The organism is Citrobacter sp. Igbk 14, assembly GCF_028069825.1.
Classification (GTDB): Bacteria; Pseudomonadota; Gammaproteobacteria; order Enterobacterales; family Enterobacteriaceae; genus Citrobacter.
Genome location: NZ_JANEWM010000062.1, coordinates 1 through 25,558 on the forward strand (window position 1 = coordinate 1; position 25,558 = coordinate 25,558).

Annotated in this window: 21 protein-coding genes; all 21 read left to right on the forward strand. The window is 48.0% G+C overall.

Annotated elements, in window-relative coordinates; translation table 11 throughout:
- Window positions 1-455 precede the first annotated feature (455 nt).
- Window positions 456-1,595 (forward strand): polysaccharide export protein, encoded by a 1,140-nt coding sequence (locus NNN64_RS19210; RefSeq protein ID WP_271442401.1) that lies wholly within the window; start codon window positions 456-458, stop codon window positions 1,593-1,595.
- Window positions 1,596-1,600: 5 nt separating this feature from the next.
- Window positions 1,601-2,050 (forward strand): low molecular weight protein-tyrosine-phosphatase Wzb, encoded by a 450-nt coding sequence (wzb, locus tag NNN64_RS19215; protein ID WP_271442402.1) that lies wholly within the window; start codon window positions 1,601-1,603, stop codon window positions 2,048-2,050.
- Entirely contained in the window at window positions 2,047-4,209 is a 2,163-nt protein-coding gene (wzc, locus tag NNN64_RS19220; RefSeq protein WP_271442403.1) for a tyrosine-protein kinase Wzc, read from the forward strand. Before wzb ends, wzc begins: the two co-directional genes overlap by 4 nt.
- Before the next feature lie 76 nt (window positions 4,210-4,285).
- Window positions 4,286-5,128, forward strand: coding sequence for a colanic acid biosynthesis glycosyltransferase WcaA (gene wcaA, locus NNN64_RS19225; protein ID WP_271442404.1), 843 nt, complete (start codon window positions 4,286-4,288; stop codon window positions 5,126-5,128).
- A gap of 37 nt (window positions 5,129-5,165) precedes the next feature.
- Window positions 5,166-6,383, forward strand: coding sequence for a colanic acid biosynthesis glycosyltransferase WcaC (wcaC, locus tag NNN64_RS19230; protein ID WP_271442405.1), 1,218 nt, complete (start codon window positions 5,166-5,168; stop codon window positions 6,381-6,383).
- Window positions 6,358-7,575: a colanic acid polymerase WcaD gene (wcaD, locus tag NNN64_RS19235; protein ID WP_271442406.1), complete on the forward strand. Its 1,218-nt coding sequence runs from the start codon at window positions 6,358-6,360 to the stop codon at window positions 7,573-7,575. The genes wcaC and wcaD overlap by 26 nt, the downstream gene beginning before the upstream one ends.
- Window positions 7,576-7,580: 5 nt before the next feature.
- On the forward strand, window positions 7,581-8,327 hold the full coding sequence (gene wcaE, locus NNN64_RS19240) for a colanic acid biosynthesis glycosyltransferase WcaE (protein ID WP_271442407.1): 747 nt from the start codon (window positions 7,581-7,583) through the stop codon (window positions 8,325-8,327).
- Between the two features lie 9 nt (window positions 8,328-8,336).
- Complete coding sequence (gene wcaF, locus NNN64_RS19245; RefSeq protein WP_271442408.1) at window positions 8,337-8,891, forward strand: colanic acid biosynthesis acetyltransferase WcaF; 555 nt, start codon at window positions 8,337-8,339, stop codon at window positions 8,889-8,891.
- Between the two features lie 24 nt (window positions 8,892-8,915).
- A complete protein-coding gene (gene gmd / locus NNN64_RS19250; RefSeq protein ID WP_271442409.1) occupies window positions 8,916-10,037 on the forward strand; it encodes a GDP-mannose 4,6-dehydratase in 1,122 nt (373 codons plus the stop codon).
- Window positions 10,038-10,042: 5 nt separating this feature from the next.
- A complete protein-coding gene (gene fcl / locus NNN64_RS19255) occupies window positions 10,043-11,011 on the forward strand; it encodes a GDP-L-fucose synthase (RefSeq protein WP_271442419.1) in 969 nt (322 codons plus the stop codon).
- Entirely contained in the window at window positions 11,011-11,490 is a 480-nt protein-coding gene (locus NNN64_RS19260) for a GDP-mannose mannosyl hydrolase (RefSeq protein WP_271442410.1), read from the forward strand. The genes fcl and NNN64_RS19260 overlap by 1 nt, the downstream gene beginning before the upstream one ends.
- The gene (locus tag NNN64_RS19265) at window positions 11,487-12,710 is read left to right on the forward strand and encodes a WcaI family glycosyltransferase (RefSeq protein ID WP_271442411.1); all 1,224 of its coding nucleotides are present in this window, start codon (window positions 11,487-11,489) and stop codon (window positions 12,708-12,710) included. The genes NNN64_RS19260 and NNN64_RS19265 overlap by 4 nt, the downstream gene beginning before the upstream one ends.
- A gap of 3 nt (window positions 12,711-12,713) precedes the next feature.
- Window positions 12,714-14,156 carry a mannose-1-phosphate guanyltransferase gene (cpsB, locus tag NNN64_RS19270; protein ID WP_271442412.1) on the forward strand — a complete coding sequence of 481 codons (1,443 nt, stop codon included), beginning with the start codon at window positions 12,714-12,716 and terminating at the stop codon, window positions 14,154-14,156.
- A gap of 295 nt (window positions 14,157-14,451) precedes the next feature.
- A complete protein-coding gene (wcaJ, locus tag NNN64_RS19275; RefSeq protein ID WP_271442413.1) occupies window positions 14,452-15,846 on the forward strand; it encodes an undecaprenyl-phosphate glucose phosphotransferase in 1,395 nt (464 codons plus the stop codon).
- A 1-nt stretch (window position 15,847) separates the two neighbouring features.
- Window positions 15,848-17,326, forward strand: a complete 1,479-nt coding sequence (locus NNN64_RS19280; RefSeq protein WP_271442414.1) for an MOP flippase family protein — start codon at window positions 15,848-15,850, stop codon at window positions 17,324-17,326.
- Between the two features lie 63 nt (window positions 17,327-17,389).
- Window positions 17,390-18,670, forward strand: a complete 1,281-nt coding sequence (gene wcaK, locus NNN64_RS19285) for a colanic acid biosynthesis pyruvyl transferase WcaK (RefSeq protein WP_271442420.1) — start codon at window positions 17,390-17,392, stop codon at window positions 18,668-18,670.
- Window positions 18,667-19,887, forward strand: coding sequence for a colanic acid biosynthesis glycosyltransferase WcaL (gene wcaL, locus NNN64_RS19290; RefSeq protein ID WP_271442415.1), 1,221 nt, complete (start codon window positions 18,667-18,669; stop codon window positions 19,885-19,887). Before wcaK ends, wcaL begins: the two co-directional genes overlap by 4 nt.
- An 11-nt stretch (window positions 19,888-19,898) precedes the next feature.
- Window positions 19,899-21,287, forward strand: coding sequence for a colanic acid biosynthesis protein WcaM (gene wcaM, locus NNN64_RS19295; RefSeq protein ID WP_271442416.1), 1,389 nt, complete (start codon window positions 19,899-19,901; stop codon window positions 21,285-21,287).
- A gap of 165 nt (window positions 21,288-21,452) precedes the next feature.
- Entirely contained in the window at window positions 21,453-22,343 is an 891-nt protein-coding gene (gene galF, locus NNN64_RS19300; protein ID WP_005122445.1) for a GalU regulator GalF, read from the forward strand.
- Window positions 22,344-22,724: 381 nt separating this feature from the next.
- The gene (locus NNN64_RS19305; protein ID WP_271442417.1) at window positions 22,725-24,140 is read left to right on the forward strand and encodes a mannose-1-phosphate guanylyltransferase/mannose-6-phosphate isomerase; all 1,416 of its coding nucleotides are present in this window, start codon (window positions 22,725-22,727) and stop codon (window positions 24,138-24,140) included.
- A gap of 20 nt (window positions 24,141-24,160) precedes the next feature.
- A complete protein-coding gene (cpsG, locus tag NNN64_RS19310) occupies window positions 24,161-25,546 on the forward strand; it encodes a phosphomannomutase CpsG (RefSeq protein ID WP_271442418.1) in 1,386 nt (461 codons plus the stop codon).
- Window positions 25,547-25,558 lie beyond the last annotated feature (12 nt).

Below are 25,558 nucleotides of genomic sequence, written 5' to 3' on the forward strand. Positions count from 1 at the left end.
TATTAACATTGTCAACATCAATAAAATCCTAAAAATATACACATCTCACGCTTAATATTAATCTTAAAAGGCTACGTTTCAGGACTTGTTATCTTGCCTGCTATTCGGTTAGCTGCAACAATTCTTTCCGTAATAATCAAAAGAGAAATATGTTGCCAGTATCGCACCATGCTATTTCTGATGGGTAGATGCTATGAATATGATGAAAATTGCGAGGATAGTAAAAATATAAATTAATCAGTGCATTGGTAGCTAATGAAGCCAGGGGCGGTAGCGTGCCTGGTCGCCTGATGATAAACCTAAATTATTCTGTCAAGAGACTGCAGATGAATTCATTTTTTTAGGACTGATGCCAGTTAAATTTCTATTCAATTAGCGGCAAGGTAAATGCAAACAGGCGTAATCGCTATTTAAAACGCACGTGATAATGACTCTGCCAAAGTGATAAATAATCAATGATGAAATCCAAACTTAAATTGATACCAGTATTGGTGTCGGTAATATTGATCAACGGTTGTACCGTGCTTCCGGGCAGCAATATGACTACCATGGGCAAAGATGTGATTAAGCAACAGGATGCCGATTTTGATATCAACCGGATGGTGAATGTTTATCCGCTTACCCCACGACTGGTTGAACAATTGCGTCCGCGCCCGAATGTTGCTCAACCTAATATGTCGCTGGATCAGGAGATCTCCGGGTATCAGTATCGGGTCGGTCCCGGCGATGTCCTGAATGTCACCGTCTGGGATCATCCCGAACTCACCACGCCTGCGGGACAGTATCGTAGCTCAAGCGATACGGGAAACTGGGTGCAACCTGACGGCACCATGTTTTATCCCTACATTGGCAAAGTTAGCGTGGTGGGAAAAACGTTGGCAGAAATTCGTAGTGATATTACCGGGCGCTTAGCGAAGTACATCGCAGACCCGCAGGTGGACGTTAATATCGCCGCATTCCGCTCGCAAAAGGCATATGTCTCCGGGCAGGTGAATAAATCCGGTCAACAGGCCATCACCAACGTACCTCTTACCATCCTTGATGCTATCAATGCCGCAGGCGGCCTTACAGAAGCAGCCGACTGGCGCAACGTTGTGCTGACCCACAAAGGGCAGGAGCAACGAATTTCTCTGCAAGCGCTAATGCAAAATGGCGATCTGAGCCAGAACCGTCTGCTCTATCCTGGCGATATTCTGTTTGTTCCGCGAAATGACGATCTGAAAGTGTTCGTGATGGGTGAAGTGAAAAAACAGAGCACCCTCAAGATGGACTTCAGCGGTATGACACTCACCGAAGCGCTGGGTAATGCGGAAGGCATCGACCTGACCACCTCCAATGCCAGCGGTATCTTTGTTATTCGTCCATTAAAAGGCGAGGGTGGGCATAACGGCAAGATAGCCAATATCTACCAGCTTGATATGTCTGATGCGACATCGTTGGTGATGGCGACCTCTTTCCGACTTCAGCCTTACGATGTGGTGTATGTCACGACCGCGCCGGTTGCTCGCTGGAACCGTTTGATCAATCAGTTGCTGCCGACCATTAGCGGTGTTCGTTATATGACGGATACGGCCAGCGACCTTCACAACTGGTAATCGCCATGTTTAACAAAATCTTAGTTGTCTGTGTGGGGAACATTTGCCGCTCTCCGACGGCAGAGCGCTTGTTAAGGCAATTCCATCCGGCGTTGACGGTGTCTTCCGCTGGCCTCGGCGCGCTGGTAGGCAAGGGCGCCGATCCGTGCGCCATCAGTGTGGCGCAGGCACATAACGTGTCGCTGGAAAACCATTGTGCACGGCAGATCTCGGGGCGGATGTGCCGGGAGTATGACCTGATCCTGACCATGGAAAAACGCCATATTACGGCGTTGTGTGAAATGGTGCCGGAGATGCGCGGCAAAGTGATGCTGTTCGGCCATTGGGACAGCGAACGCGAAATACCTGACCCGTATCGTAAAAGCCGTGATGCGTTTGATGCGGTGTATGCACTACTTGAGCGGTCTGCCCGCCAATGGGCCCAGGCACTGAATGCGGAGCAGGGAAAATCATGACAGAAAAAGAAAAACAGTCTGCAACGTCGGTAACAGGCAACGATGAAATCGATATCGGACGTCTGGTTGGGACAGTAGTCGAAGCACGCTGGTGGGTACTGGGCATAACTGCCGCATTTGCGCTGTGTGCGGCGGTCTACACCCTGTTTGCCACGCCGATCTACAGTGCCGATGCGCTGGTGCAAATTGAACAAAATACCGGAAACTCGTTAGTCCAGGATATTGGCTCGGCATTATCCAACAAGCCACCTGCCTCTGAAGCGGAAATTCAACTTATACAGTCGCGGCGGGTATTGGGCAAAACGGTAGACGATCTCAATCTGGATATTTCCGTTACTAAAGATACATTTCCTCTTTTTGGAGCCGGTTGGGACCGGCTGATGGGCCGCCAGAATGAAACGGTCAATGTGACGACCTTCACCTTGCCAACGTCAATGAATGAACAGACCTTCACGTTGAGCGTACTGAACGACAAAAGTTATCAACTGGTGAGTGATGGCGGCTTTAGCGCGCGTGGTCAGGTTGGGCAGTTACTGAACCATGACGGTGTATCGATGCGGGTTGAGGCGATTCATGCCAGTCCGGGTAGCGAATTTACCGTCAGTAAGTTCTCCACGCTTGGCACGATCAATAATCTGCAAAATAACCTGATGGTGACGGAAACAGGTAAAGATACCGGGGTTCTGAGCCTGATCTTTACAGGGGAAGATCGTGAACAAATCCGCCAGATCCTCGACAGTATTACCCGCAACTATCTGCAACAAAACGTGGAGCGTAAATCTGAAGAGGCCGCCAAAAGTCTGGCATTTCTGGCAAAACAATTGCCAGAAGTGCGCAACCGTCTGGACGTTGCCGAAAACAAGCTGAATGCATTTCGTCAGGATAAAGACTCCGTTGATTTGCCGCTGGAGGCCAAAGCGGTGCTGGATTCGATGGTCAATATTGATGCCCAGTTAAATGAACTGACTTTTAAAGAAGCAGAAATCTCCAAACTGTTCACCAAAGCGCACCCGGCGTACCGCACGTTGCTGGAAAAGCGCCAGGCGCTGGAAGATGAAAAAAACAAGCTGAACGGGCGCGTAACAGCGATGCCGAAAACGCAGCAGGAAATTGTCCGCCTGACGCGTGACGTGGAGTCCGGCCAGCAGGTCTATATGCAACTGCTGAATAAACAGCAGGAGCTGAAGATCACGGAAGCCAGTACGGTTGGCGATGTGCGCATTGTCGACCCCGCCATTGCCCAGCCCGGTGTCCTGAAACCCAAAACGGCGCTGATTATTCTCGGCAGTATTCTTCTTGGTTTGATGCTTTCAGTGGTTGGCGTGCTGCTGCGGTCGCTGTTTAATCGCGGTATTGAAAGCCCGCAGGTACTTGAAGAGCAGGGCATCAGCGTGTATGCCAGCATTCCCCTGTCAGAATGGCAAAAAGCCCGTGATAACGTGCAGACGATTAAAGGCGTTAAGCGCTATAAGCAGAGCCAGTTGTTGGCGGTGGGTAACCCGACCGATCTGGCAATAGAAGCGGTGCGCAGCCTGCGTACCAGCCTGCACTTTGCCATGATGCAATCACGTAATAATGTGCTGATGCTTACCGGGGTCAGCCCGTCGATCGGCAAAACGTTTGTCTGTGCCAACCTGGCTGCGGTTATCAGTCAGACCGACAAGCGCGTGCTGCTGATCGACTGTGACATGCGTAAAGGCTATACCCATGAGCTGCTCGGGACCAATAACGTCAACGGTCTGTCTGAGATTCTTAGCGGCAAGGGTGACATTCCCGCCTGCGCAAAACCGACTTCAATTGCGCATTTTGACCTGGTCCCTCGCGGGCAGGTTCCTCCTAATCCTTCAGAACTGCTGATGAGCGAGCGCTTTGGCGAGCTGATGACCTGGGCTAGCGCGAACTATGACCTGGTGCTGATCGATACGCCGCCAATACTGGCCGTGACCGATGCGGCCATCGTTGGTCGTCACGTCGGAACCACGCTGATGGTGGCGCGTTACGCGGTCAACACGCTGAAAGAGGTGGAAACCAGTCTGAGTCGCTTCGAGCAAAACGGTATTCAGGTGAAAGGGGTGATCCTCAACTCCATTTTCCGGCGCGCCAGCGGGTATCAGGATTACGGTTACTACGAATACGAATACACGTCGGATTCGAAATAGATAACTAACAGCAACGCATATCGAATGTAGGCCGATAAGCGTAGCGCCATCTGGCAACTTTATCTGGGACAAAAAAATGACGACAGACAACCCACTAATTTCTATTTATATGCCAACCTGGAACCGCCAGCAGTTAGCTATCCGGGCGATTAAATCGGTGCTGCGCCAGGACTATAGCCACTGGGAAATGATCATTGTCGATGATTGCTCTTGCGAGTATGAGCAACTGCAACAGTTTGTTGAGGCGTTAAACGATCCACGCGTGAGCTATACGCATAACGCTATTAACTCCGGCGCGTGCGCGGTACGCAATCAGGCGATCATGCAGGCCAGTGGGCAGTACATTACGGGAATTGATGATGACGATGAGTGGACGCCGAATCGCCTGAGCACATTCCTTCAGTCTCGTCATCAACTGGTGACGCACGCTTTTCTCTACGCTGATGATTATGTCTGTGAAGGTGAGGTTTATTCACAGCCAGCCAGTCTGCCGCTGTATCCGAAGTCGATGTACTCACGACGCCGATTCTACAAACGAAATATCATTGGTAATCAGGTCTTTAGCTGGGCGTGGCGTTTCAAAGCATGCCTGTTTGATACCACGTTAAAAGCCGCTCAGGACTACGACATTTTTCTGCGCATGGTGGTGGCCTACGGTAAACCCTGGAAGGTAAAAGAGGCGACGCAGATCCTGCATGTGAATCACGGCGAGATGCGCATTACTTCCTCTCCACATAAGTTCTCCGGTTATTTCCAGTTCTATCGCAAGCACAAAGGTAAATTTGACCGGGCGAGTAAAAAATATCAGCTGTTTACCCTTTATCAGATTCGTAACAAGCGGATGAACTGGCGCACATTGCTGACGCTGCTTTCCATACGCAACGGTAAGCGCCTGGCTGACGGTCTGCGAGGACGCTAAGTATGCCGAGTCAACATGTGAGAGCGAAGGTAATGCAATGAATATTCTGCAATTTAATGTTCGGCTTGCCGAAGGCGGGGCGGCCGGGGTCGCGCTGGATTTACACCTGCGCGCGCAGGAAAAAGGGTGGTCGTCGAGGTTTGTATACGGTTATGGCAAAGGAGGCAAGAAAAGCGCCAGTCACGGGAATTATCCACACGTGATTAAACATGCGCCGCGTTTGACGTCGGCGGCGAATATTGCGTTGTTTCGCCTCGCAAACCGCGATCTGTTTGGCAACCTCGACAGTATGTACCGCACAATCACCCGCACTGCGGGCCCGCTGGTTCTGCATTTCCATGTGCTGCACAGTTACTGGCTGAATCTCGAAGAGGTGGTGGCGTTTTGCCAAAAGGTGAAGGCACATAAGCCCGATATCACCTTGGTTTGGACGCTGCACGATCACTGGAGTGTTACCGGACGCTGCGCCTTTACCGATGGTTGCGAAGGCTGGAAAACGGGCTGCCAGAAATGCCCAACGTTAAGCAACTATCCCCCGGTTAGCGTTGATAAAGCACACCAGCAACTGCCCGGCAAACGTCAAATGTTTCGCATGATGTTGGCGCTTGGCTGCCAGTTTATCTCGCCCAGTCAACATGTGGCGGAAGCATTTAACAGTCTGTACGGTGCCGGGCGTTGTCACATCATCAATAACGGTATTGATGTGGCGACAGAAGCAATTCTTGCTGACTTGCCAGTTCAGTACGAACCGCCGGGCAGACCGAAAATTGCCGTGGTAGCCCACGATTTGCGCTATGACGGTAAAACCAGCCAGCAACTGGTTCAGGCGCTTATCGCGCTCGGGGACAAAATAGAGCTGCATACCTTCGGTAAGTTTTCCCCGTTTGCCGGAGCAAACGTCATCAACCATGGGTTTGAAAGTGACAAACGAACCTTGATGGGGGCGCTAAATCAGATGGATGGGCTGGTGTTCAGTTCACGGGTTGATAACTACCCGTTAATTTTATGCGAAGCGCTTTCTATCGGTGTACCGGTTATCGCCACGCACAGCGAGGCGGCACAGGAAGTGCTGGCAAAATCAGGCGGTAAAACGTTCAGTGAAGCGGATGTTCTGCGTCTGGTACAACTTAAAAAATCAGAAATTGCACAGGCGGTATTTGGCACCACGCTGGCAACCTTTAGCCAGCAGAGTCGGACAGCATACAGCGGACAACAGATGCTGGAGGAATATGTCTCGTACTATCAGGGTCTGTAGCTATCTGGTGTTGCCGCTGCTTTATCTGCTGGTTAACGTCAAGCTTGCACAATTGGGTGAAAGTTTCCCTGTCACCGTTGTCACTTTTTTACCGCTGTTGCTACTGCTGTTTGTCGACCGTATCAATATTAAAAAACTGTTGATTGCGTTGGGAGTGGGTGGGGGGCTGACGGTGTTTAACTACCTGTTTGGCCAATCGCTGGATGCCAGCAAGTATGTAACATCCGCCATGTTGTTTATCTATACCGTGATCATTATTGGCATGGTGTGGAGTATTCGCTTCAAAACCATTTCGCCACATAACTATCCTAAAATTTTACGTTTATTCTGGCTGGTGGTGGGGTTAGTGGTCGGTCTGGCTGCCGTTGAAATGGTACAGATCATTCTCAGTGGTGGCAGCAGTATAATGGAAGCTATTTCGAAATATCTTATTTACAGCAATAGCTATGTTCTGAACTTTATTAAATTTGGTGGAAAACGTACCACTGCACTCTATTTTGAACCCGCATTTTTCGCTCTGGCGTTAATCTCAATTTGGCTCAGCATCAAACAGTTTGGTATCAAAACGCCCAGGACCGATGCTATGATTCTGACAGGGGTGGTATTGTCAGGATCGTTTTCTGGGGTAATGACATTTATATTGTTTTACCTACTGGAGTGGGCGTTTCAGTATCTGAATAAGGATGCGATAAAAAAGAAGTTACCCTTGGCGATTATCTCACTGAGTGTGTTTATGGTGGGCGTGATATTTGCCTTTCCCTACATTGCGACGCGTCTTGGTGATTTAGGTACGGAAGGTTCTTCATCGTATTATCGTATAGTCGGGCCGTTGGTCATGGTTGGGTATTCATTACTGAATATCGATGGTGTAGTGCGATTTGGCTCACTTTATGAATATGTTGCATCATTCGGAATCTTTAACGGTGCAGATGTAGGTAAAACGATAGACAATGGTTTGTATCTGTTAATTATCTATTTTTCGTGGTTCGCCGTAATATTATCCCTGTGGTACATGGGGAAAGTAACGAAGATGATGATGAATGCATTTGGTGATAATCAGAATTATCGGGTGCAACTTTATCTTTTTACACCGTTGTCGTTGTTTTTCACCGGTTCAGTATTTAGTCCGGAATACGCTTTTTTAATCGTATGTCCGTTTATTTTGCGCAAGGCGCTGAATATCGCGAGGTAATTTACATGCTGCTGAGTATTATCACCGTCGCTTTTCGCAATCTGGACGGGATCGTCAAAACCCACGCGTCACTGGCACATCTTGCGCAGACGAGCGATATCAGTTTTGAGTGGATTGTTATCGATGGGGGGTCTACAGACGGTACGCCAGCGTTCCTGGAGAATCTCAATGGAGAGCACCAGTTACGTTTTGTCAGCGAGCCTGATAACGGTCTCTACGACGCAATGAATAAAGGGATAGCTATGGCGCGCGGGCGTTTTGCACTCTTTCTCAACTCTGGAGATATTCTACACGCTGATTCTGCGCATTTTATCCGCCAGTTAAAAACGCAGAGTGATAAAATGATGGTGATTGGCGATGCATTGCTGGACTTTGGTAATGGTAAAAAAATGACGCGCCGGGCTAAACCCGGTTGGTACATCTACCACAGTTTGCCAGCCAGTCATCAGGCAATATTTTTCCCGCTGACAGGCCTGCAAACCTGGCATTATGATTTGCAATATAAAATATCATCGGATTATGCGCTGGCAGCAAAATTATACAAATCGGGGTTCGCTTTTAAAAAACTGACTGGTTTAGTGTCGGAGTTTTCCATGGGCGGCGTATCGACTACGAATAATCTGGAATTGTGTCGGGATGCTAAAAGAGTCCAGCGACAAATATTGCGCGTGCCGGGCTTTTGGGCCGGATTTTCTGAATATATACGCCTGCGTACAACCGGTAAGACAAAACACTTATATGGTAAAACGTAAGGATACGCTATGCAGGATTTAGAAGGCTTCACGGTGCCGAAAGGTTTTCGCGGCGGCGGTGTCATTAAAGTGCAATTATGGTGGGCAGTACAAGCAACATTATTTCACTGGTCACCACAAGTTATGTACCGCTGGCGGGCTTTTTTATTAAGAATATTTGGCGCGAAAATAGGAAAAAACGTAGTTATTCGGCCTTCAGTAAAAATTACTTATCCGTGGAAATTGACACTGGGTGATTACGCCTGGGTGGGTGATGACGCGGTTTTATATACGCTGGGTAATATTACGATTGGGGCTCATACGGTTATTTCGCAGAGAAGTTATTTATGCACAGGGAGTCATGATTATGCCAGCCAACACTTTGATATTTGCGCCACGCCAATTGTGATTGGCGAGAAATGCTGGCTGGCGACAGATGTTTTTGTCGCGCCTGGCGTGACGATTGGTGACGGCACCGTCGTGGGTGCACGCAGCAGCGTTTTTAAATCGTTGCCGGCCAATGCCATATGTCGGGGTAACCCCGCAGTAGTTACGCGTAAACGCGTCGAGAACGTTACTCCCTGAAGGGAAATTTTAAGAGGTAATAGCATGTCAAAAGTCGCTCTCATTACTGGCGTAACCGGGCAGGATGGTTCTTACCTGGCAGAGTTTCTGCTGGAAAAAGGTTATGAAGTTCATGGTATTAAGCGCCGGGCCTCGTCATTTAATACCGAACGTGTAGACCATATTTACCAGGACCCGCATGCGGGTAATCCCAAATTCCATCTGCATTATGGCGATTTGACGGATTCTTCTAATCTGACCCGTATTTTGCAAGAGGTTCAGCCGGATGAAGTCTATAACCTGGGCGCAATGAGCCACGTGGCGGTGTCGTTTGATTCGCCAGAATATACTGCTGATGTTGATGGGATCGGCACGCTGCGTTTGCTGGAAGCGATTCGCTTCCTGGGGCTGGAAAAGAAAACCCGTTTCTATCAGGCTTCCACCTCTGAACTGTACGGTCTGGTTCAGGAGATCCCGCAGAAAGAAACGACACCGTTCTATCCGCGATCGCCCTATGCCGTCGCCAAACTGTATGCCTACTGGATCACCGTCAATTACCGTGAATCTTATGGCATGTATGCCTGTAACGGCATTCTGTTTAACCATGAATCTCCGCGCCGTGGCGAGACCTTCGTCACTCGCAAAATTACTCGCGCAATTGCCAACATCGCCCAGGGACTCGAGTCCTGTCTGTACCTCGGCAACATGGATTCGCTGCGTGACTGGGGACATGCCAAAGACTACGTCAGGATGCAGTGGATGATGCTGCAGCAGGAACAGCCGGAAGATTTCGTGATCGCCACTGGCGTGCAGTATTCCGTCCGTCAGTTTGTGGAAATGGCCGCTGCCCAACTTGGTATTAAGCTGCGTTTTGAAGGTGAGGGCGTGAATGAAAAAGGCATTGTGGTTTCGGTGACTGGGCATGATGCACCAGGGGTGAAACCGGGGGATGTGATGATCGCCGTCGACCCACGCTATTTCCGTCCTGCGGAAGTGGAAACGCTGTTGGGCGATCCGACAAAGGCACACGAAAAACTGGGCTGGAAGCCGGAAATCACGCTGCGACAGATGGTTTCTGAAATGGTTGCCCACGATCTGGAAGCCGCGAAGAAACATTCACTGCTGAAGTCCCATGGTTACGATGTTGTTATTGCACTGGAGAGCTAATGATGATGAAGAAGAAACGTGTTTATATCGCGGGACATCGGGGAATGGTGGGCTCTGCTATTTACCGACAACTCGCACAACGTGAAGATGTAGAGTTAATCATTCGTAACCGTGAGCAGCTCAATTTATTAGACACAACGGCGGTTAATGATTTCTTTACCAGTGAACATATTGACCAGGTTTATCTTGCCGCGGCAAAAGTGGGCGGGATTATGGCTAATAATAATTATCCGTCTGATTTCATTTATGAAAACATGATGATGGAAAGTAATATTCTTCATGCGGCTCATAATTCAAATGTCGAAAAGTTATTATTTTTAGGCTCATCATGTATTTATCCTAAGTTTGCGCCGCAACCAATCAAAGAGAGCGAGTTGTTGCAGGGATCACTGGAGCCGACAAATGAGCCCTATGCCATCGCTAAAATTGCAGGGATAAAACTGTGTGAGTCCTATAACCGGCAGCATCGCCGGGATTACCGTTCAGTGATGCCGACGAACCTGTATGGACCTAACGACAATTTCCATAAAGATAATTCTCATGTGATTCCTGCGCTATTGCGTCGTTTTCATGAAGCCACTCAACGTGATGACGAATACGTTGAAGTTTGGGGCAGTGGAAAACCCATGCGTGAATTTTTGCATGTCGATGATATGGCGGCAGCAAGCATCCATGTTATGGAGTTAGACAATGAGGTTTGGCAGGAAAATACAGAACCAATGCTTTCTCATGTCAACGTAGGTACGGGTGAAGATTGCACTATTCGTGAACTTTCCGATGCCATTGCAAAAGTTGTCGGTTTCCGCGGTGAAATTATTTTTGATGCATCTAAACCTGATGGGACACCACGAAAACTGCTTGATGTGAGCCGCCTGAGAAGACTCGGATGGCATCATGAAATAAGTCTTGAACAGGGGCTGGTTAATACTTATCGCTGGTTCCTTGATAATCAGCAGCGGTATCGGGGTGAGTAATGTTTCTCAATAAAGAAGACTTCGCTAATGCGGTGCGCACGACGCCGCTGATCTCTCTGGATTTTATCATTGAGAATGAGTTTGGGGAGTTTTTAGTTGGGAAAAGAACTAACAGGCCTGCTCAAGGATATTGGTTTGTGCCAGGCGGCAGAGTATTAAAAGATGAAACGCTGGAACAAGCATTTATGCGTTTGACGGAAGAAGAATTAGGTCAGCAGTTTCCCATAACACACGGTGAGTTTTTTGGTGTCTGGCAGCACTTTTATGATGATAATTTTTCTGGTTCTTCGTTTACAACGCATTATGTGGTGCTGGGTTTTCGACTGAAAATTAATACCAGTACATCAATGCTGCCGTCAAAACAGCATGATACCTGGCGTTGGGCTAAATCGGATGAACTGATTGTCGATGGAAATGTGCATAAAAATACGCAGGCATATTTCAACCCAGCGACGAAAGATCGGGTGCCCGGGATATGAGAATTCTGGTTTATGGCATCAATTACTCGCCCGAGTTGACCGGAATTGGTAAATACACGGGAGAGATGGTGGAATGGATGGCAGGCCAGGGGCATGAGGTTAGGGTTGTCACGGCCCCCCCTTATTATCCGCAGTGGCAAGTAGGCGAGCCTTATTCTTCCTGGCGTTATCGTCGGGAAGTGGGTGTCACTACTGTCTGGCGCTGTCCATTATATGTACCGGCTCAGCCTTCAACGCTAAAGCGGTTGCTACATTTGGGCAGTTTTGCCCTGAGCAGTCTTTTTCCCCTGTTGGCTCAGTATCGGTGGAAGCCTGAATACATTATCGGTGTGGTACCCACGCTATTCTGTACACCAGGAATGCGTTTGTTGGCAAAACTGTCTGGCTCTCGCACCGTGCTGCATATTCAGGACTATGAAGTTGATGCGATGTTGGGACTGGGACTGGCGGCAACCGGAAACTCCACAATGATTGCGCGAGTAGCCAAAGCATTTGAGCGCAGCAGTTTGTTGAGTGTGGATAATGTTTCCACGATCTCCCGTTCTATGATGCAAAAAGCGCAGGAGAAAGGTGTTGCTGCAGAAAAACTTATCTTTTTCCCGAACTGGTCTGAAGTGGAAAGATTCAGCCAGGTGGATAGTGCTGATATAGAGCAAATACGTCAGCAGTTTGATTTGCCAACCGATAAAAAAATGATTTTGTATTCCGGCAATATTGGTGAGAAGCAAGGTGTTGAAAATATCGTTGAGGCTGCAAGTCAGACTCAGGATAAACCATGGATATACGTTATTGTGGGTCAGGGAGGGGGAAAATCCAGGATGGAACAAATGGTCAAGGAACGAGCCCTAACGAATGTTAAGTTCTACCCACTGCAACCTTATGAAATGCTGCCTGCGTTATTAAGGCTAGCAGATTGCCATTTAGTCATCCAAAGACGTGGCGCTGCAGATGCGGTCCTTCCTTCGAAGTTAACGAACATATTGGCGGTCGGGGGAAATGCCGTGATTACAGCAGAGCCCCACACCGAACTGGGGCAGCTTTGTCAGAAACATCCCGGTATTGCGATCTGTATTGAGCCAGAATCAGTTGAAATGCTTGTGGCGGGTATTACTGAAGCAATCACTATGCCTGAATACAATAAGATTGCACGTTCATATGCAGAGTCTGCACTTGAAAAAGATAATGTCTTAAATCAATTTATTAATCATTTGAAGGGTTGACGTATGAGCCAAAATAACATTCATCCGGTAATTATTGCAGGTGGGTCCGGTAGCCGTTTATGGCCATTATCCAGAACATTATATCCAAAGCAGTTCTTGTGTCTGGATGGGCAAAACACTATGTTGCAATCGACAATTTGCCGCCTTGATGGCCTGGATTGTTCACCACCGCTTGTAATATGTAATGAAAAGCATCGATTTATTGTTGCTGAGCAATTACAAGAAATTGATAAGCTAACGGGTAATATTATTCTTGAGCCACAAGCCCGGAATACTGCACCCGCAATCGCGCTGGCAGCAATCGCGGCATGCAACAATAATTCCGATCATAACCCGTTGTTGCTGGTCCTGGCGGCTGATCATATTATCGAAGAAAATAAGTTCTTCCACGATGCTGTGACCTCAGCCATTCCGTTAGCCGAAAATGGCAAGCTGGTAACATTTGGTATCGTTCCGGATGCACCGGAAACAGGGTACGGTTATATTCGACGCGGTGAAGTCAGTAGTACCCAGATAAAAGTTGATTCTGTTGCTTTCAATGTTGATGCTTTTGTGGAAAAACCTGACCTTGAAACAGCCGAAAAATATATCTCTGCTGGTGAATATTATTGGAATAGCGGTATGTTTTTATTCCAGGCCCGACGCTATCTTGAAGAGCTCGAAAAATATCGTCCAGATATTTTACAGGCCTGCTTGTTGGCGATGGATAACGCTGAACTGGACAATGATTTTATCCGTGTCAGTCGGGAGGATTTCCAGGCTTGTCCAGAAGAATCGATCGACTATGCCGTGATGGAGAAAACCACGGACGCTGTAGTCCTGCCGATGAACGTCGGATGGAGCGATGTAGGGTCATGGTCATCACTTTGGGAAATCAGCGATCGTAACGACGAGGGTAATGTTTATCATGGTGATGTTATTGACCATAATACAGAGAACAGTTATGTCTACGCCGAATCGGGACTGGTGGCAACCGTCGGCGTAAAAGATCTGATTGTTGTCCAAACTAAAGATGCAGTATTAATCGCAAATAAAACAGATGTACAAGATGTAAAAAAAATCGTTGCACAAATTGAGGCGGAAGGTCGCTCGGAACATCATATTCATCGGGAGGTTTTTAGACCCTGGGGGAAATATGATTCTATCGATGAAGGCGATCGTTATCAGGTTAAAAGAATAACCGTGAAACCCGGTCAGGGCTTTGCATTACGTATGCACCATCATCGCGCTGAACACTGGATTATTGTTGCAGGAACTGCGAAAGTTACGATCTGTGATGAGGTCCAGTTATTAAGTGAAAATCAATCAGTATATATTCCTCAGGGTACTGTTCATTGTCTTGAAAACCCAGGGAAGGTTCCCTTGGAGATGATTGAAGTTCGTTCTGGAGTCTACCTTGAAGAAGATGATATTGTAAGATTTGGCACACATCATGAGCATATATAGAAATCTATTATTCATCTCTGTTAACTGACTCTCTGCGAACTTTTATGAAATAAAAATAACAGAGTCTGGCCTTTGTTACTTATTTATTGAGGCAATCAGGTCCGGGCTAACTGTTGCCTGAAAAAGGAGATAACGTGAGCCAAATAATCTGTGTTGCCACTTTTGATATTTGTTACGGAACAATTGGTGATGTACGCCTGAACGTGCGAACGCGCACTCTCCTGGCATTGCTAAATCAGTAATGCTGGTATTTCCCTTGCCCGATACGGGCAAGTGGCGACTAACAGGAACCACGATGACACATCTAAAAAAGCGCGAACGAGCCAAAACCAATGCGTCGTTAATATCGATGGTGCAACGCTTTTCAGATATCACCATCATGTTTGGTGGATTATGGATAGTCTGCGAACTGAGCGGTTTGCCTTTCCTGTATATGCACCTGCTGGTAGCGTTAATCACGCTGGTCGTTTTTCAGATGCTGGGCGGGATAACGGATTTTTACCTCTCCTGGCGCGGGGTAAAAATTTCAACAGAGTTGGTGCTGCTGCTGCAAAACTGGACGCTGAGTCTGATTTTTTGCGCGGGTCTGATTGCCTTTAATAACGATTTTGATAACCGGTTTGCACTCTGGCTGGCATGGTATCTGCTTTCAAGTATTGGCCTGGTGCTGTGCCGTGCGTTTATTCGCTACGGGGCGGGATGGTTGCGAAATCGTGGTTATAACACGCGTCGGGTAGCGGTAGCAGGGGACCTTCCTGCCGGACAGGTGCTGCTGGACAGCTTTCGCCATGAGCCGTGGTTGGGGTTTGAGGTCGCGGGTGTCTATCACGACCCCATACCGGGGAAAAATGCCCGTGATTGGGCGGGAAATCTGCAGCAACTGGTGGATGATGCCAAAGCCTCACGCATTCATAACGTCTATATCGCTATGTCGATGAGCGATGGGGCGCGCGTAAAAAAACTGGTACGCGAACTGGCTGATACCACCTGTTCAGTGCTCCTGATCCCTGATGTCTTTACCTTCAATATTCTGCACTCGCGAATTGAAGAGATGAACGGCGTTCCGGTGGTACCGCTGTATGACACACCGCTTTCAGGCATTAATCGTCTGCTGAAGCGCGCGGAAGATATCGTCCTGGCATCGTTAATCCTGCTGCTTATTTCTCCTGTGCTATGCGCCATTGCGCTGATGGTGAAGCTGACCTCAAAGGGGCCGGTAATTTTTCGTCAGACCCGCTATGGGATGGACGGGAAACCGATCAAAGTCTGGAAGTTTCGTTCCATGAAGGTAATGGAAAACGATGCAGTAGTTACCCAGGCCACGCAGAACGATCCGCGTGTGACCCGCGTGGGTAATTTCCTGCGGCGGACGTCACTGGATGAACTACCACAGTTTATCAATGTGCTGACAGGAGGGATGTCTATTGTCGGGCCGCGTCCACATGCGGTGGCGCATAACGAACAGTATCGTCAGCTGATAGAAGGGTACATGTTACGCCATAAGGTGAAGCCAGGTATTACCGGTTGGGCGCAAATCAACGGCTGGCGTGGTGAAACCGATACGCTGGAAAAAATGGAAAAACGGGTAGAGTTTGACCTCGAATACATTCGCGAATGGAGCGTGTGGTTCGATATCAAAATCGTTTTTCTGACGGTGTTTAAAGGCTTCGTCAATAAAGCGGCATATTAATATGAGCTTACGAGAAAAAACCCTCAACGGTGCCAAGTGGTCAGCCATTGCTACGGTAATCATCATCGGTCTGGGGCTCATTCAGATGACGGTTCTGGCGCGGATTATTGATAATCATCAGTTCGGGTTATTAACGGTGTCACTGGTGATTATCGCGCTGGCCGACACGTTGTCTGATTTTGGGATCGCCAACTCGATTATTCAGCGCAAAGAGATAGGTTATCTTGAACTAACCACCTTGTACTGGTTAAACGTTGGACTGGGGATCGCCGTTTGTATTGCTATGTTTTCGCTCAGCGAGACTATAGCCGATGTGCTTAATAACCCTGAGCTGGTGCCACTGGTTAAAACCTTAGCGCTGGCGTTTGTGGTGATCCCGCATGGGCAGCAGTTCCGTGCGTTGATGCAAAAAGAACTGGCCTTCAACAAAATTGGCATGATTGAAACCAGTTCAGTACTGGCCGGTTTTACTTTTACCGTGGTTAGCGCGCATTTTTGGCCGATCGCCATGACGGCCATTGTTGGGTATCTGGTGAACAGTACGCTACGTACGCTGCTGTTTGGCTATTTTGGCCGCAAAATTTATCGACCAGGGCTGTGTTTTTCACTTTCATCCGTGTCGTCAAATCTGCGCTTTGGGGCGTGGCTGACGGCGGACAGCATCATCAATTACGTGAACACTAACCTTTCAACACTGGTGCTGGCCAGAACCCTGGGGGCTGGCGTGGCGGGAGGCTTCAATCTTGCCTGGAACGTGGCCGTTGTACCGCCCATCAAACTGAATCCGATAATTACCCGAGTTCTGTTTCCAGCGTTTGCCAAAATTCAGGACGATACCGAAAAACTACGGGTGAATTTTTACAAGCTGCTATCCGTTGTCGGCATTATCAATTTCCCGGCGCTACTGGGATTGATGGTGGTATCGAATAACGTCGTACCGCTGCTGTTTGGTGAAAAGTGGAACAGTATTATTCCGGTGCTGCAACTGCTGTGCATTGTGGGTCTGCTGCGCTCAATCGGAAATCCGATAGGCTCTCTGCTGATGGCCAAAGCACGGGTCGATATCAGCTTCAAATTCAATATATTCAAAACCTTTTTGTTTATCCCCGCCATCCTGGTTGGCGGGAATGTGGCGGGTGTGATTGGCGTCACGCTGGGTTTTTTACTGGTACAGGTCATAAACACCATCCTGAGCTATTTCGTGATGATCAAACCGGTACTGGGACCGAGCTATCGGCAGTACATGCTCAGCCTGTGGCTACCGTTTTATCTCTCCTTACCCACGTTGGTGGTGAGTTACGTGCTGGGAATGACACTGCAAAATAAATTGCCGTTAGGTGCGTTGCTGAGCCTACAGATAGCCGCTGGCGCTCTGGCGTTTGTCGTGATGATTGTGCTGTCGCGTGATCCGCTGGTGGTGGAAATCAAACGCCAGTTCTGTCGAGGTGAAAAAATGAAAGCCCTGTTCCGCGCAGGATAAATTGCGTTTGTTGTCGTCCGGAGACGCGAAAACCGTTATCCGCACTGATTTTAAGAGGTCATGATGAAATTACTGATTCTGGGCAACCACACCTGCGGAAATCGTGGGGACAGCGCCATTTTGCGCGGTTTGCTGGATGCCATTCATACGCTCCAGCCTGAGACAGAAGTGGATGTGATGAGCCGCTATCCGGTGAGTTCCTCCTGGTTACTAAACCGACCGGTGATGGGCGATCCGCTGTATTCACAGATGAAGCAGCATAACAACGCTGCAGGCGTCATGGGGCGCGTCAAGAAAGTGCTACGTCGTCGCTATCAGCATCAGGTGCTGCTCTCGCGCGTTACCGATTCCGGAAATCTGCGCAACATCGCTATTGCTCAGGGGTTTACTGACTTTGTCCGCTTGTTGTCGCGTTATGACGCCATTATCCAGGTCGGAGGATCGTTTTTTGTCGATCTTTATGGTGTGCCGCAGTTTGAGCATGCACTGTGTTCATTTATGGCCAAAAAACCGCTGTACATGATTGGTCACAGCGTAGGGCCATTTCAGGATGAACAGTTCAATCAGTTGGCGAATTACGTTTTTGGGCACTGCAATGCGCTAATTTTACGAGAGTCGGTCAGTCTGGAACTGATGAAACGCAGTGAAATAACGACAGAGAAAGTTGAGTCGGGTGTGGATACCGCCTGGCTGGTAGACAACCATCACGATGACTTTGAACCGGGTTATGCCGTACAGCACTGGTTACAAACGGCAGCAAAGCAGAAGACTGTCGCCATTACACTACGTGAACTGGCACCGTTTGATAAGCGTCTTGGGACCACACAACAGGCCTATGAGCGAGCCTTTGCCGGCGTGGTTAATCGGATCCTTGACGAAGGTTACCAGGTGATGGCGCTCTCAACCTGTACCGGTATTGATAGTTACAACAAAGATGATCGTATGGTTGCACTAAACCTGCGCCAGTACGTTAACGATCCGACCCGTTATCACGTGGTCATGGATGAACTAAACGATCTCGAAATGGGAAAAATATTGGGCGCATGTGACCTGACGGTGGGCACACGCCTGCACTCTGCCATCATCTCGATGAACTTTATGACGCCGGCGATAGCCATTAATTATGAGCACAAATCGGCGGGAATTATGCAGCAACTGGGGTTAGCGGAAATGGCGGTTGATATCCGCCATCTGTTGGATGGCAGCCTTGAAGGCAGGGTTGGCGATACCCTGGGACGGTTGGCTGAACTTAACGTCAGGGTGGAGGAGGCCGTTAAGCGTGAACGTGAACACGGTATGCACATGGTGCAATCGGTATTAACGCGTATTGAGGAGGGAAAATGAAAGTCAGCTTTTTCCTGCTTAAATTTCCGTTGTCCTCTGAAACCTTTGTGCTGAATCAGATTACCGCGTTTATCGATATGGGGCATGATGTTGAAATTATCGCGTTATATCAGGGCGATCTTGATAACACTCATGCTTCCTATGTGGACTACCGCCTGGGCGAAAAAACACGATGGTTATTGAAAGAACCGGCTGGCAGGTTGGCAAAGCTGAAATATCGCACCTCGACGATCTTACAGGGTATTACCCGGACAGCGACCTGGAAAGCGCTCAACGTTCCACGCTATGGCGACGAGGCACGTAATCTGATTTTAGCGTCCATCTGTGCGCTAACCCCGCGAGCATTCCAGGCCGATGTCTTTATTGCGCACTTTGGACCCGCTGGCGTAACGGCGGCCAAACTGCGTGAACTCGGCGTGATCCGCGGCAAAATAGCCACTGTCTTCCATGGTATTGATGTTTCGCATCGGGACATCCTTGCCCGCTATACCCCCGAATATCAGAAGCTGTTTCAGCGCGGTGATTTGATGTTGCCCATCAGCAATCTCTGGGCCGAACGTTTGCGAAATATGGGATGTCCACCACATAAAATAGCGGTATCGCGTATGGGGATTGATATGACGCGTTTTACACCTCGTGAGGTGAAAGCGCCGGGCACGCCGCTAGAAATTCTCTCCGTTGCACGGTTAACCGAGAAAAAAGGGCTGCATGTCGCTATTGAAGCGTGCCGCCAGTTGAAGGCGCGAGGTATCTCATTTCGTTATCGCATTCTGGGAATTGGCCCTTGGGAGCGTCGGTTACGTACGCTTGTCGAGCAATATCAACTGGATGATGTGATTGAAATGTCAGGATTTAAACCCAGCCATCAGATTAAAGAGATGCTTGAGCAGGCGGATGTTTTCCTGTTGCCCTCCGTCACGGGAATTGATGGTGACATGGAGGGGATCCCGGTGGCGTTGATGGAAGCCATGGCGGTTGGAATACCGGTCGTTTCTACCGTGCACAGTGGGATCCCTGAGCTGGTAGAGTCTGGAAGGTCCGGCTGGCTGGCACCAGAGAATGATGCTCAGGCCCTGGCGGAGCGATTGGCGACGGTCAGTGTGCTCGACACTGAGCAAGTGAAGCCGGTGGTGGAGTGCGCCCGCGAAAAAATAGCCGCTGATTTTAACCAGCTTGCGATCAACAAACAGCTAGCCAGTCTGCTGCAAACGATGTAAATCGAGGTTGTATGCCAGAGAAAAAACTCTCCCGACGTACTTTTCTGACGGCAGGCTCTGCGCTTGTCGTTCTCCATACTCCCGTCGCCAGAGCGTTTGAAGCAAGACGCAGCGTCAATATCGAGGATTACAATCCCCAGGATTGGGTTGCTTCCTTCCGGCAGGCATTTATAGACGCGCAAACCGTCGTCGTGCCTGCTGGCCTGGAGTGCAAGAATATCAATACCGCAATCGTGATCCCTCCAGGTAAGATGTTGCATCTGCAAGGCAGTGTGAGTAGCAGTAGTCGTGGGCGATTTATTCTGCAGGATGGCTGTCGTGTGACAGGGGGGCAGGGGGGGCGCTTGCGAAATATTACCCTTGATGTTCGGGGCTCCGACTGTGTGATAAAAGGCATAGCCATGAGCGGTTTCGCCCCCGTGGCGCAAATTTATATCGGTGGGAAAACGCCGCGAGCGATGCGTAATCTCACCATTGATGACATTACCGTCACTCATGCGAATTATGGGATCTTGCGTCAGGGGTTTCATAATCAGATGGATGGCGTACGGATAACCAACAGTCGTTTTAGTGACTTACAGGGTGATGCCATCGAGTGGAATGTCGCGATAAACGACAGTGACATCGTGATTTCAGACCATGTTATAGAACGCATCAATTGTACGAACGGAAATGTTAACTGGGGTATCGGTATTGGGCTGGCAGGTAGTACGTACGACAACACCTACCCAGACGAACTGGCGGTGAAAAGATTTGTGGTAGCAAATATAACGGGCTCGGATTGTCGGCAGTTAGTCCATGTCGAGAACGGCAAACATTTTATCATTCGTAATATTACCGCGCGAAATATCACCCCGGATTTCAGCAAGAAAGCGGGCATCGATAATGCTACAGTCGCTATTTATGGATGTGATAATTTCGTGATCGATAATATCAATATGAAAAATAGCGCAGGGATGCTGATTGGTTACGGTGTGATCAAAGGACGATATTTGTCCATACCACAAAACTTTAAGTTAAATAATATTCAACTGGATAACACACATCTCGATTATAAATTACGTGGTATTCAGATTTCCTCAGGTAATGCAACTTCATTTGTGGCCATTACCAACGTTGAGATGAAACGCGCGACGCTGGAGCTGCACAACAAACCTCAGCATCTTTTCTTGCGAAATATCAATGTGATGCAGAAATCCACCACAGGACCTGCGCTAAAGATGCACTTTGATCTGCGCAATGATGTTCGCGGCAAGTTTATGGCCAAACAGGGTACCTTGCTCTCGCTGGCCAACGTTCATGCAGTTAATGAAGCAGGGCATAGCTCAGTTGATATTGACAGCGTAAACCAACAGGTCGTGAATGTCGCGGCAGTGAATTTTCGACTACCGGGTCGGTAATTTTACGACCATTCCTGGCTAAAAACCTACCCGGCTAAGATTATGATTACTGCATTCTGCCGATAAGCGGCGTAACATGCGTCCTAACTGAGCAATGTAATTCATACTGGCTAAAACAAGCTAAAAAGCTATAATTCAGCAACTATTGAATAGGTGAATGACTTAATGATTAATTTGAAAGCAGTTATTCCGGTAGCAGGCCTCGGGATGCACATGTTGCCTGCCACAAAGGCCATCCCAAAAGAGATGCTACCGATCGTTGATAAGCCGATGATTCAATACATTGTCGACGAGATTGTAGCTGCAGGTATCAAAGAAATCGTTCTGGTAACACATGCGTCTAAGAACGCGGTTGAGAACCACTTCGACACCTCTTATGAACTTGAATCGCTGCTTGAACAGCGTGTTAAGCGCCAGTTACTGGCCGAAGTGCAGTCCATCTGCCCTCCAGGTGTGACTATCATGAACGTTCGTCAGGCACAATTGCTTGGTCTGGGCCACTCTATTCTTTGTGCTCGCCCGATAATCGGGGACAACCCTTTCGTGGTGGTGTTACCTGACGTCATTCTTGACACGGCGAGTGCGGATCCACTGCGCTACAACCTGGCCGCAATGGTGGCACGCTTTAATGAGACCGGGCGTAGTCAGGTGTTGGCAAAACGTATGGCTGGCGATCTTTCTGAGTATTCCGTTATTCAGACCAAAGAGCCTTTAGACAACGAAGGTAAGGTCAGCCGCATCGTTGAATTCATTGAAAAACCCGATCAGCCTCAAACCCTTGATTCGGACCTGATGGCCGTAGGGCGCTATGTGCTTTCTGCTGATATTTGGGCGGAAATTGAGCGTACACAGCCAGGTGCGTGGGGGCGTATTCAGCTTACGGATGCTATCGCTGAGCTGGCGAAAAAACAGTCTGTTGATGCTATGTTGATGACCGGCGATAGCTACGATTGTGGTAAGAAAATGGGCTATATGCAGGCATTTGTGAAGTACGGACTGCGCAACCTGAAAGAGGGGCCGAAATTCAGGGATCAAATTTTAAAACTGCTGAGCTAGTGCGATTGCTCCCCTCGTTGCCCACGATTTGAACCAGGTATCGCAGCAGTATATGTAAAGAGTAATGATTTGTCTGATACCCGCAGCATGCTGCTATAACTGTTTTTTTATAAATTTCAAATACTAAAAAAGGTAGATCGGTAAGAAATTACCGGTCCGCCGTAGGACATTTTTCTTGTCTACACAGTGAATAAATAAGAGAATATTCGGTTGAGATATCCCTAATTCGTTGAGGGGTATCAGCAATTTGTTTGCCCAACATAAAATGAGCAGTGCCCTGGTAGCTGTAGAGCCAGTGCGGTAGCGTGCCCATTTGTCATTGAGCGACGATGAAACTCTTTCGTTGGTTTAGTATAACGCATTGATATTTAAGGACCTAAGATGTTACTTCCTGTGATAATGGCCGGTGGTACCGGTAGTCGTTTATGGCCGATGTCGCGCGAGCTCTACCCAAAACAGTTTCTTCGTTTGTACGGACAGCGTTCAATGCTGCAAGAAACAGTGCTCCGTCTGGATGATGTCGATGCACGGGAACCGGTAGTCATTTGCAATCAGGAACACAGATTTCTTGTTGCTGAGCAACTAAGACAAATTAACAAGCTCTCGCATAATATCATTCTTGAACCCGTTGGCCGTAATACTGCGCCAGCAATAGCGCTGGCAGCATTAAGTGCAATAGAGAATGGTGATGACCCAATTCTTCTGGTATTAGCCGCAGATCATATAATTAACAATAAGCCGGCATTCCACCAGGCTGTAAAGTCAGCATTTAAATTTGCCATGCAGGGGCGCCTTGTCACATTTGGGATTGTACCAACTGGTGCAGAAACGGGTTATGGCTATATTCACCGTGGTAAGGAAGAAGTCCTTGGTGAGAATATCGCTTACCAGGTCAACCGTTTCGTGGAAAAACCGAACAAAGAAACTGCGGAAAGTTATTTAGCGTCGGGCGAATATTACTGGAACAGCGGAATGTTTATGTTCCGTGCCAAGAAATATCTTGAAGAACTGGAAAAATTCAGACCTGATATTCTTGAGTCATGTAAGGCGGCGATCCGTGGTTGCAAAGATAGCGATGAATTTATCAAGATCGATCGCGATCTGTTTATCGCTTGTCCGGATGAGTCCGTTGACTACGCGGTCATGGAGAAAACGACAGACGCTGTCGTCGTTGGGCTTGATGCAGACTGGAGTGACGTGGGTTCCTGGTCGGCACTATGGGAAGTGAGCCCTAAAGATAAAAAAGGTAATGTCCTGACGGGTGATACCTTCATGCACAACGCAAATAACTGCTATATCAACACTGATGAAAAATTGGTCGCAGCTATCGGTGTCGATAATCTGGTGATCATTAATACAAAAGATGCTGTACTGGTCGTTGATAAAGATCAGGTGCAAGATGTTAAGAAAGTTGTTGAGTATCTTAAAGCTAATCATCGCAGTGAATATAAGCGTCACCGGGAAATATACCGTCCGTGGGGGCGATGCGATGTGGTGGTACAGACCGAGCGTTTTAATGTAAATCGGATCACAGTTAAACCAGGTGCAGCGTTTTCGATGCAGATGCATCATCACCGGACAGAACACTGGGTTGTGCTTTCTGGCACGGGTGAAGTGACGATTAAAGATCAAAAATTCCTGCTGACTGAAAACCAATCAACCTTTATTCCCATCGGAGCACAACATCGACTGGAAAACCCAGGCAAGATTCCATTGGAACTGCTTGAGATCCAATCTGGCTCGTATTTAGGGGATGATGACATTATTCGTATTAAAGACCAGTATGGTCGTTGCTAATTTTTAAGGTAAAAAGATCTATGTCTAAGCTGACTTGTTTTAAAGCCTATGATATTCGCGGAAAATTAGGCGAAGAATTGAATGAAGATATTGCGTATCGAATTGGTCGCGCATACGGTGAATTCCTCAAGCCTAAAACAATCGTGGTGGGCGGTGACGTTCGCTTAACCAGCGAGAGCCTGAAACTGGCATTAGCGAATGGCCTAATGGATGCGGGTACCGATATCCTCGATATTGGTTTAAGCGGGACAGAAGAGATCTATTTTGCAACTTTCCATCTTGGTGTAGATGGCGGCATCGAAGTTACCGCCAGCCATAATCCGATGGATTATAACGGAATGAAACTGGTTCGCGAAAATGCGAAACCTATCAGTGGTGACACAGGACTACGCGATGTGCAGCGTTTAGCCGAAGAAAATAATTTCGCGCCTGTTGATGCCCAACTGCGCGGAAGCTACAAGAAGATTTCTATCATTGACGCTTATGTCGATCACTTAATGGGCTACATTGATTTCGCGAACTTCACTCGTCCAATGAAGCTTGTGGTTAACTCTGGCAATGGTGCTGCAGGCCACGTCATTGACGCAATTGAAGAACGTTTCGTTGCTGCTAATGTTCCTGTTACATTTATTAAAGTTCATCACCAGCCGGATGGCACTTTCCCTAACGGGATCCCTAATCCTCTGTTACCAGAATGCCGCAAAGACACTGCTGACGCTGTTAAAGAACATGGCGCAGATTTGGGGATCGCATTTGACGGCGATTTTGACCGTTGCTTCCTGTTTGATGGGGAAGGGCAGTTTATCGAAGGCTATTACATTGTCGGTCTGTTAGCCGAAGCATTCTTACAAAAAGAACCGGGCGCGAAGATCATCCATGACCCGCGACTGACCTGGAATACTATCGATATTGTAACTAAAGCTGGCGGCATTCCTGTGATGTCTAAAACGGGCCATGCCTTCATCAAAGAGCGTATGCGTAAGGAAGATGCGATCTACGGTGGTGAGATGAGCGCACATCACTACTTCCGCGATTTTGCATATTGCGATAGTGGGATGATTCCGTGGCTTCTGGTGGCAGAGTTGCTATGCAAAAAAAATACTGACTTAAGGGCTATGGTATCAGAGCGAATAAAAAAATATGCTTGTAGTGGTGAGATTAATTTTAGCGTGAATAACATTAATAATATTCTAATGGAACTGCAATTAGAATATAAAGATACAGCGTTACATATTGAAACCATAGATGGAATTAGTTTTGAGTTTGATGATTGGAGAATGAATGTTAGAGCATCTAATACTGAACCTTTGCTTCGTATAAATCTTGAGAGCAATAAGTCACTACAAATAGTTGAACAGCGTCTTGATGAGGTGTCTAAGCTTGTAAAAGGGGTGATAAATGATTAATAAAATAGAGGC

What these genes read in the sequence shown, in the direction of transcription:
- wcaM (WP_271442416.1), top strand. Translation starts at nt 19,899, where the DNA reads ATGCCAGAGAAAAAACTCTCCCGACGTACTTTTCTGACGGCAGGCTCT.
- fcl (WP_271442419.1), top strand. Translation starts at nt 10,043, where the DNA reads ATGAAGAAGAAACGTGTTTATATCGCGGGACATCGGGGAATGGTGGGC.
- galF (WP_005122445.1), top strand. Translation starts at nt 21,453, where the DNA reads ATGATTAATTTGAAAGCAGTTATTCCGGTAGCAGGCCTCGGGATGCAC.
- wzb (WP_271442402.1), top strand. Translation starts at nt 1,601, where the DNA reads ATGTTTAACAAAATCTTAGTTGTCTGTGTGGGGAACATTTGCCGCTCT.
- wcaJ (WP_271442413.1), top strand. Translation starts at nt 14,452, where the DNA reads ATGACACATCTAAAAAAGCGCGAACGAGCCAAAACCAATGCGTCGTTA.
- gmd (WP_271442409.1), top strand. Translation starts at nt 8,916, where the DNA reads ATGTCAAAAGTCGCTCTCATTACTGGCGTAACCGGGCAGGATGGTTCT.
- cpsG (WP_271442418.1), top strand. Translation starts at nt 24,161, where the DNA reads ATGTCTAAGCTGACTTGTTTTAAAGCCTATGATATTCGCGGAAAATTA.
- wzc (WP_271442403.1), top strand. Translation starts at nt 2,047, where the DNA reads ATGACAGAAAAAGAAAAACAGTCTGCAACGTCGGTAACAGGCAACGAT.
- NNN64_RS19280 (WP_271442414.1), top strand. Translation starts at nt 15,848, where the DNA reads ATGAGCTTACGAGAAAAAACCCTCAACGGTGCCAAGTGGTCAGCCATT.
- wcaA (WP_271442404.1), top strand. Translation starts at nt 4,286, where the DNA reads ATGACGACAGACAACCCACTAATTTCTATTTATATGCCAACCTGGAAC.
- wcaK (WP_271442420.1), top strand. Translation starts at nt 17,390, where the DNA reads ATGAAATTACTGATTCTGGGCAACCACACCTGCGGAAATCGTGGGGAC.
- NNN64_RS19210 (WP_271442401.1), top strand. Translation starts at nt 456, where the DNA reads ATGATGAAATCCAAACTTAAATTGATACCAGTATTGGTGTCGGTAATA.
- wcaF (WP_271442408.1), top strand. Translation starts at nt 8,337, where the DNA reads ATGCAGGATTTAGAAGGCTTCACGGTGCCGAAAGGTTTTCGCGGCGGC.
- wcaD (WP_271442406.1), top strand. Translation starts at nt 6,358, where the DNA reads ATGTCTCGTACTATCAGGGTCTGTAGCTATCTGGTGTTGCCGCTGCTT.
- NNN64_RS19265 (WP_271442411.1), top strand. Translation starts at nt 11,487, where the DNA reads ATGAGAATTCTGGTTTATGGCATCAATTACTCGCCCGAGTTGACCGGA.
- cpsB (WP_271442412.1), top strand. Translation starts at nt 12,714, where the DNA reads ATGAGCCAAAATAACATTCATCCGGTAATTATTGCAGGTGGGTCCGGT.
- wcaE (WP_271442407.1), top strand. Translation starts at nt 7,581, where the DNA reads ATGCTGCTGAGTATTATCACCGTCGCTTTTCGCAATCTGGACGGGATC.
- wcaC (WP_271442405.1), top strand. Translation starts at nt 5,166, where the DNA reads ATGAATATTCTGCAATTTAATGTTCGGCTTGCCGAAGGCGGGGCGGCC.
- wcaL (WP_271442415.1), top strand. Translation starts at nt 18,667, where the DNA reads ATGAAAGTCAGCTTTTTCCTGCTTAAATTTCCGTTGTCCTCTGAAACC.
- NNN64_RS19260 (WP_271442410.1), top strand. Translation starts at nt 11,011, where the DNA reads ATGTTTCTCAATAAAGAAGACTTCGCTAATGCGGTGCGCACGACGCCG.
- NNN64_RS19305 (WP_271442417.1), top strand. Translation starts at nt 22,725, where the DNA reads ATGTTACTTCCTGTGATAATGGCCGGTGGTACCGGTAGTCGTTTATGG.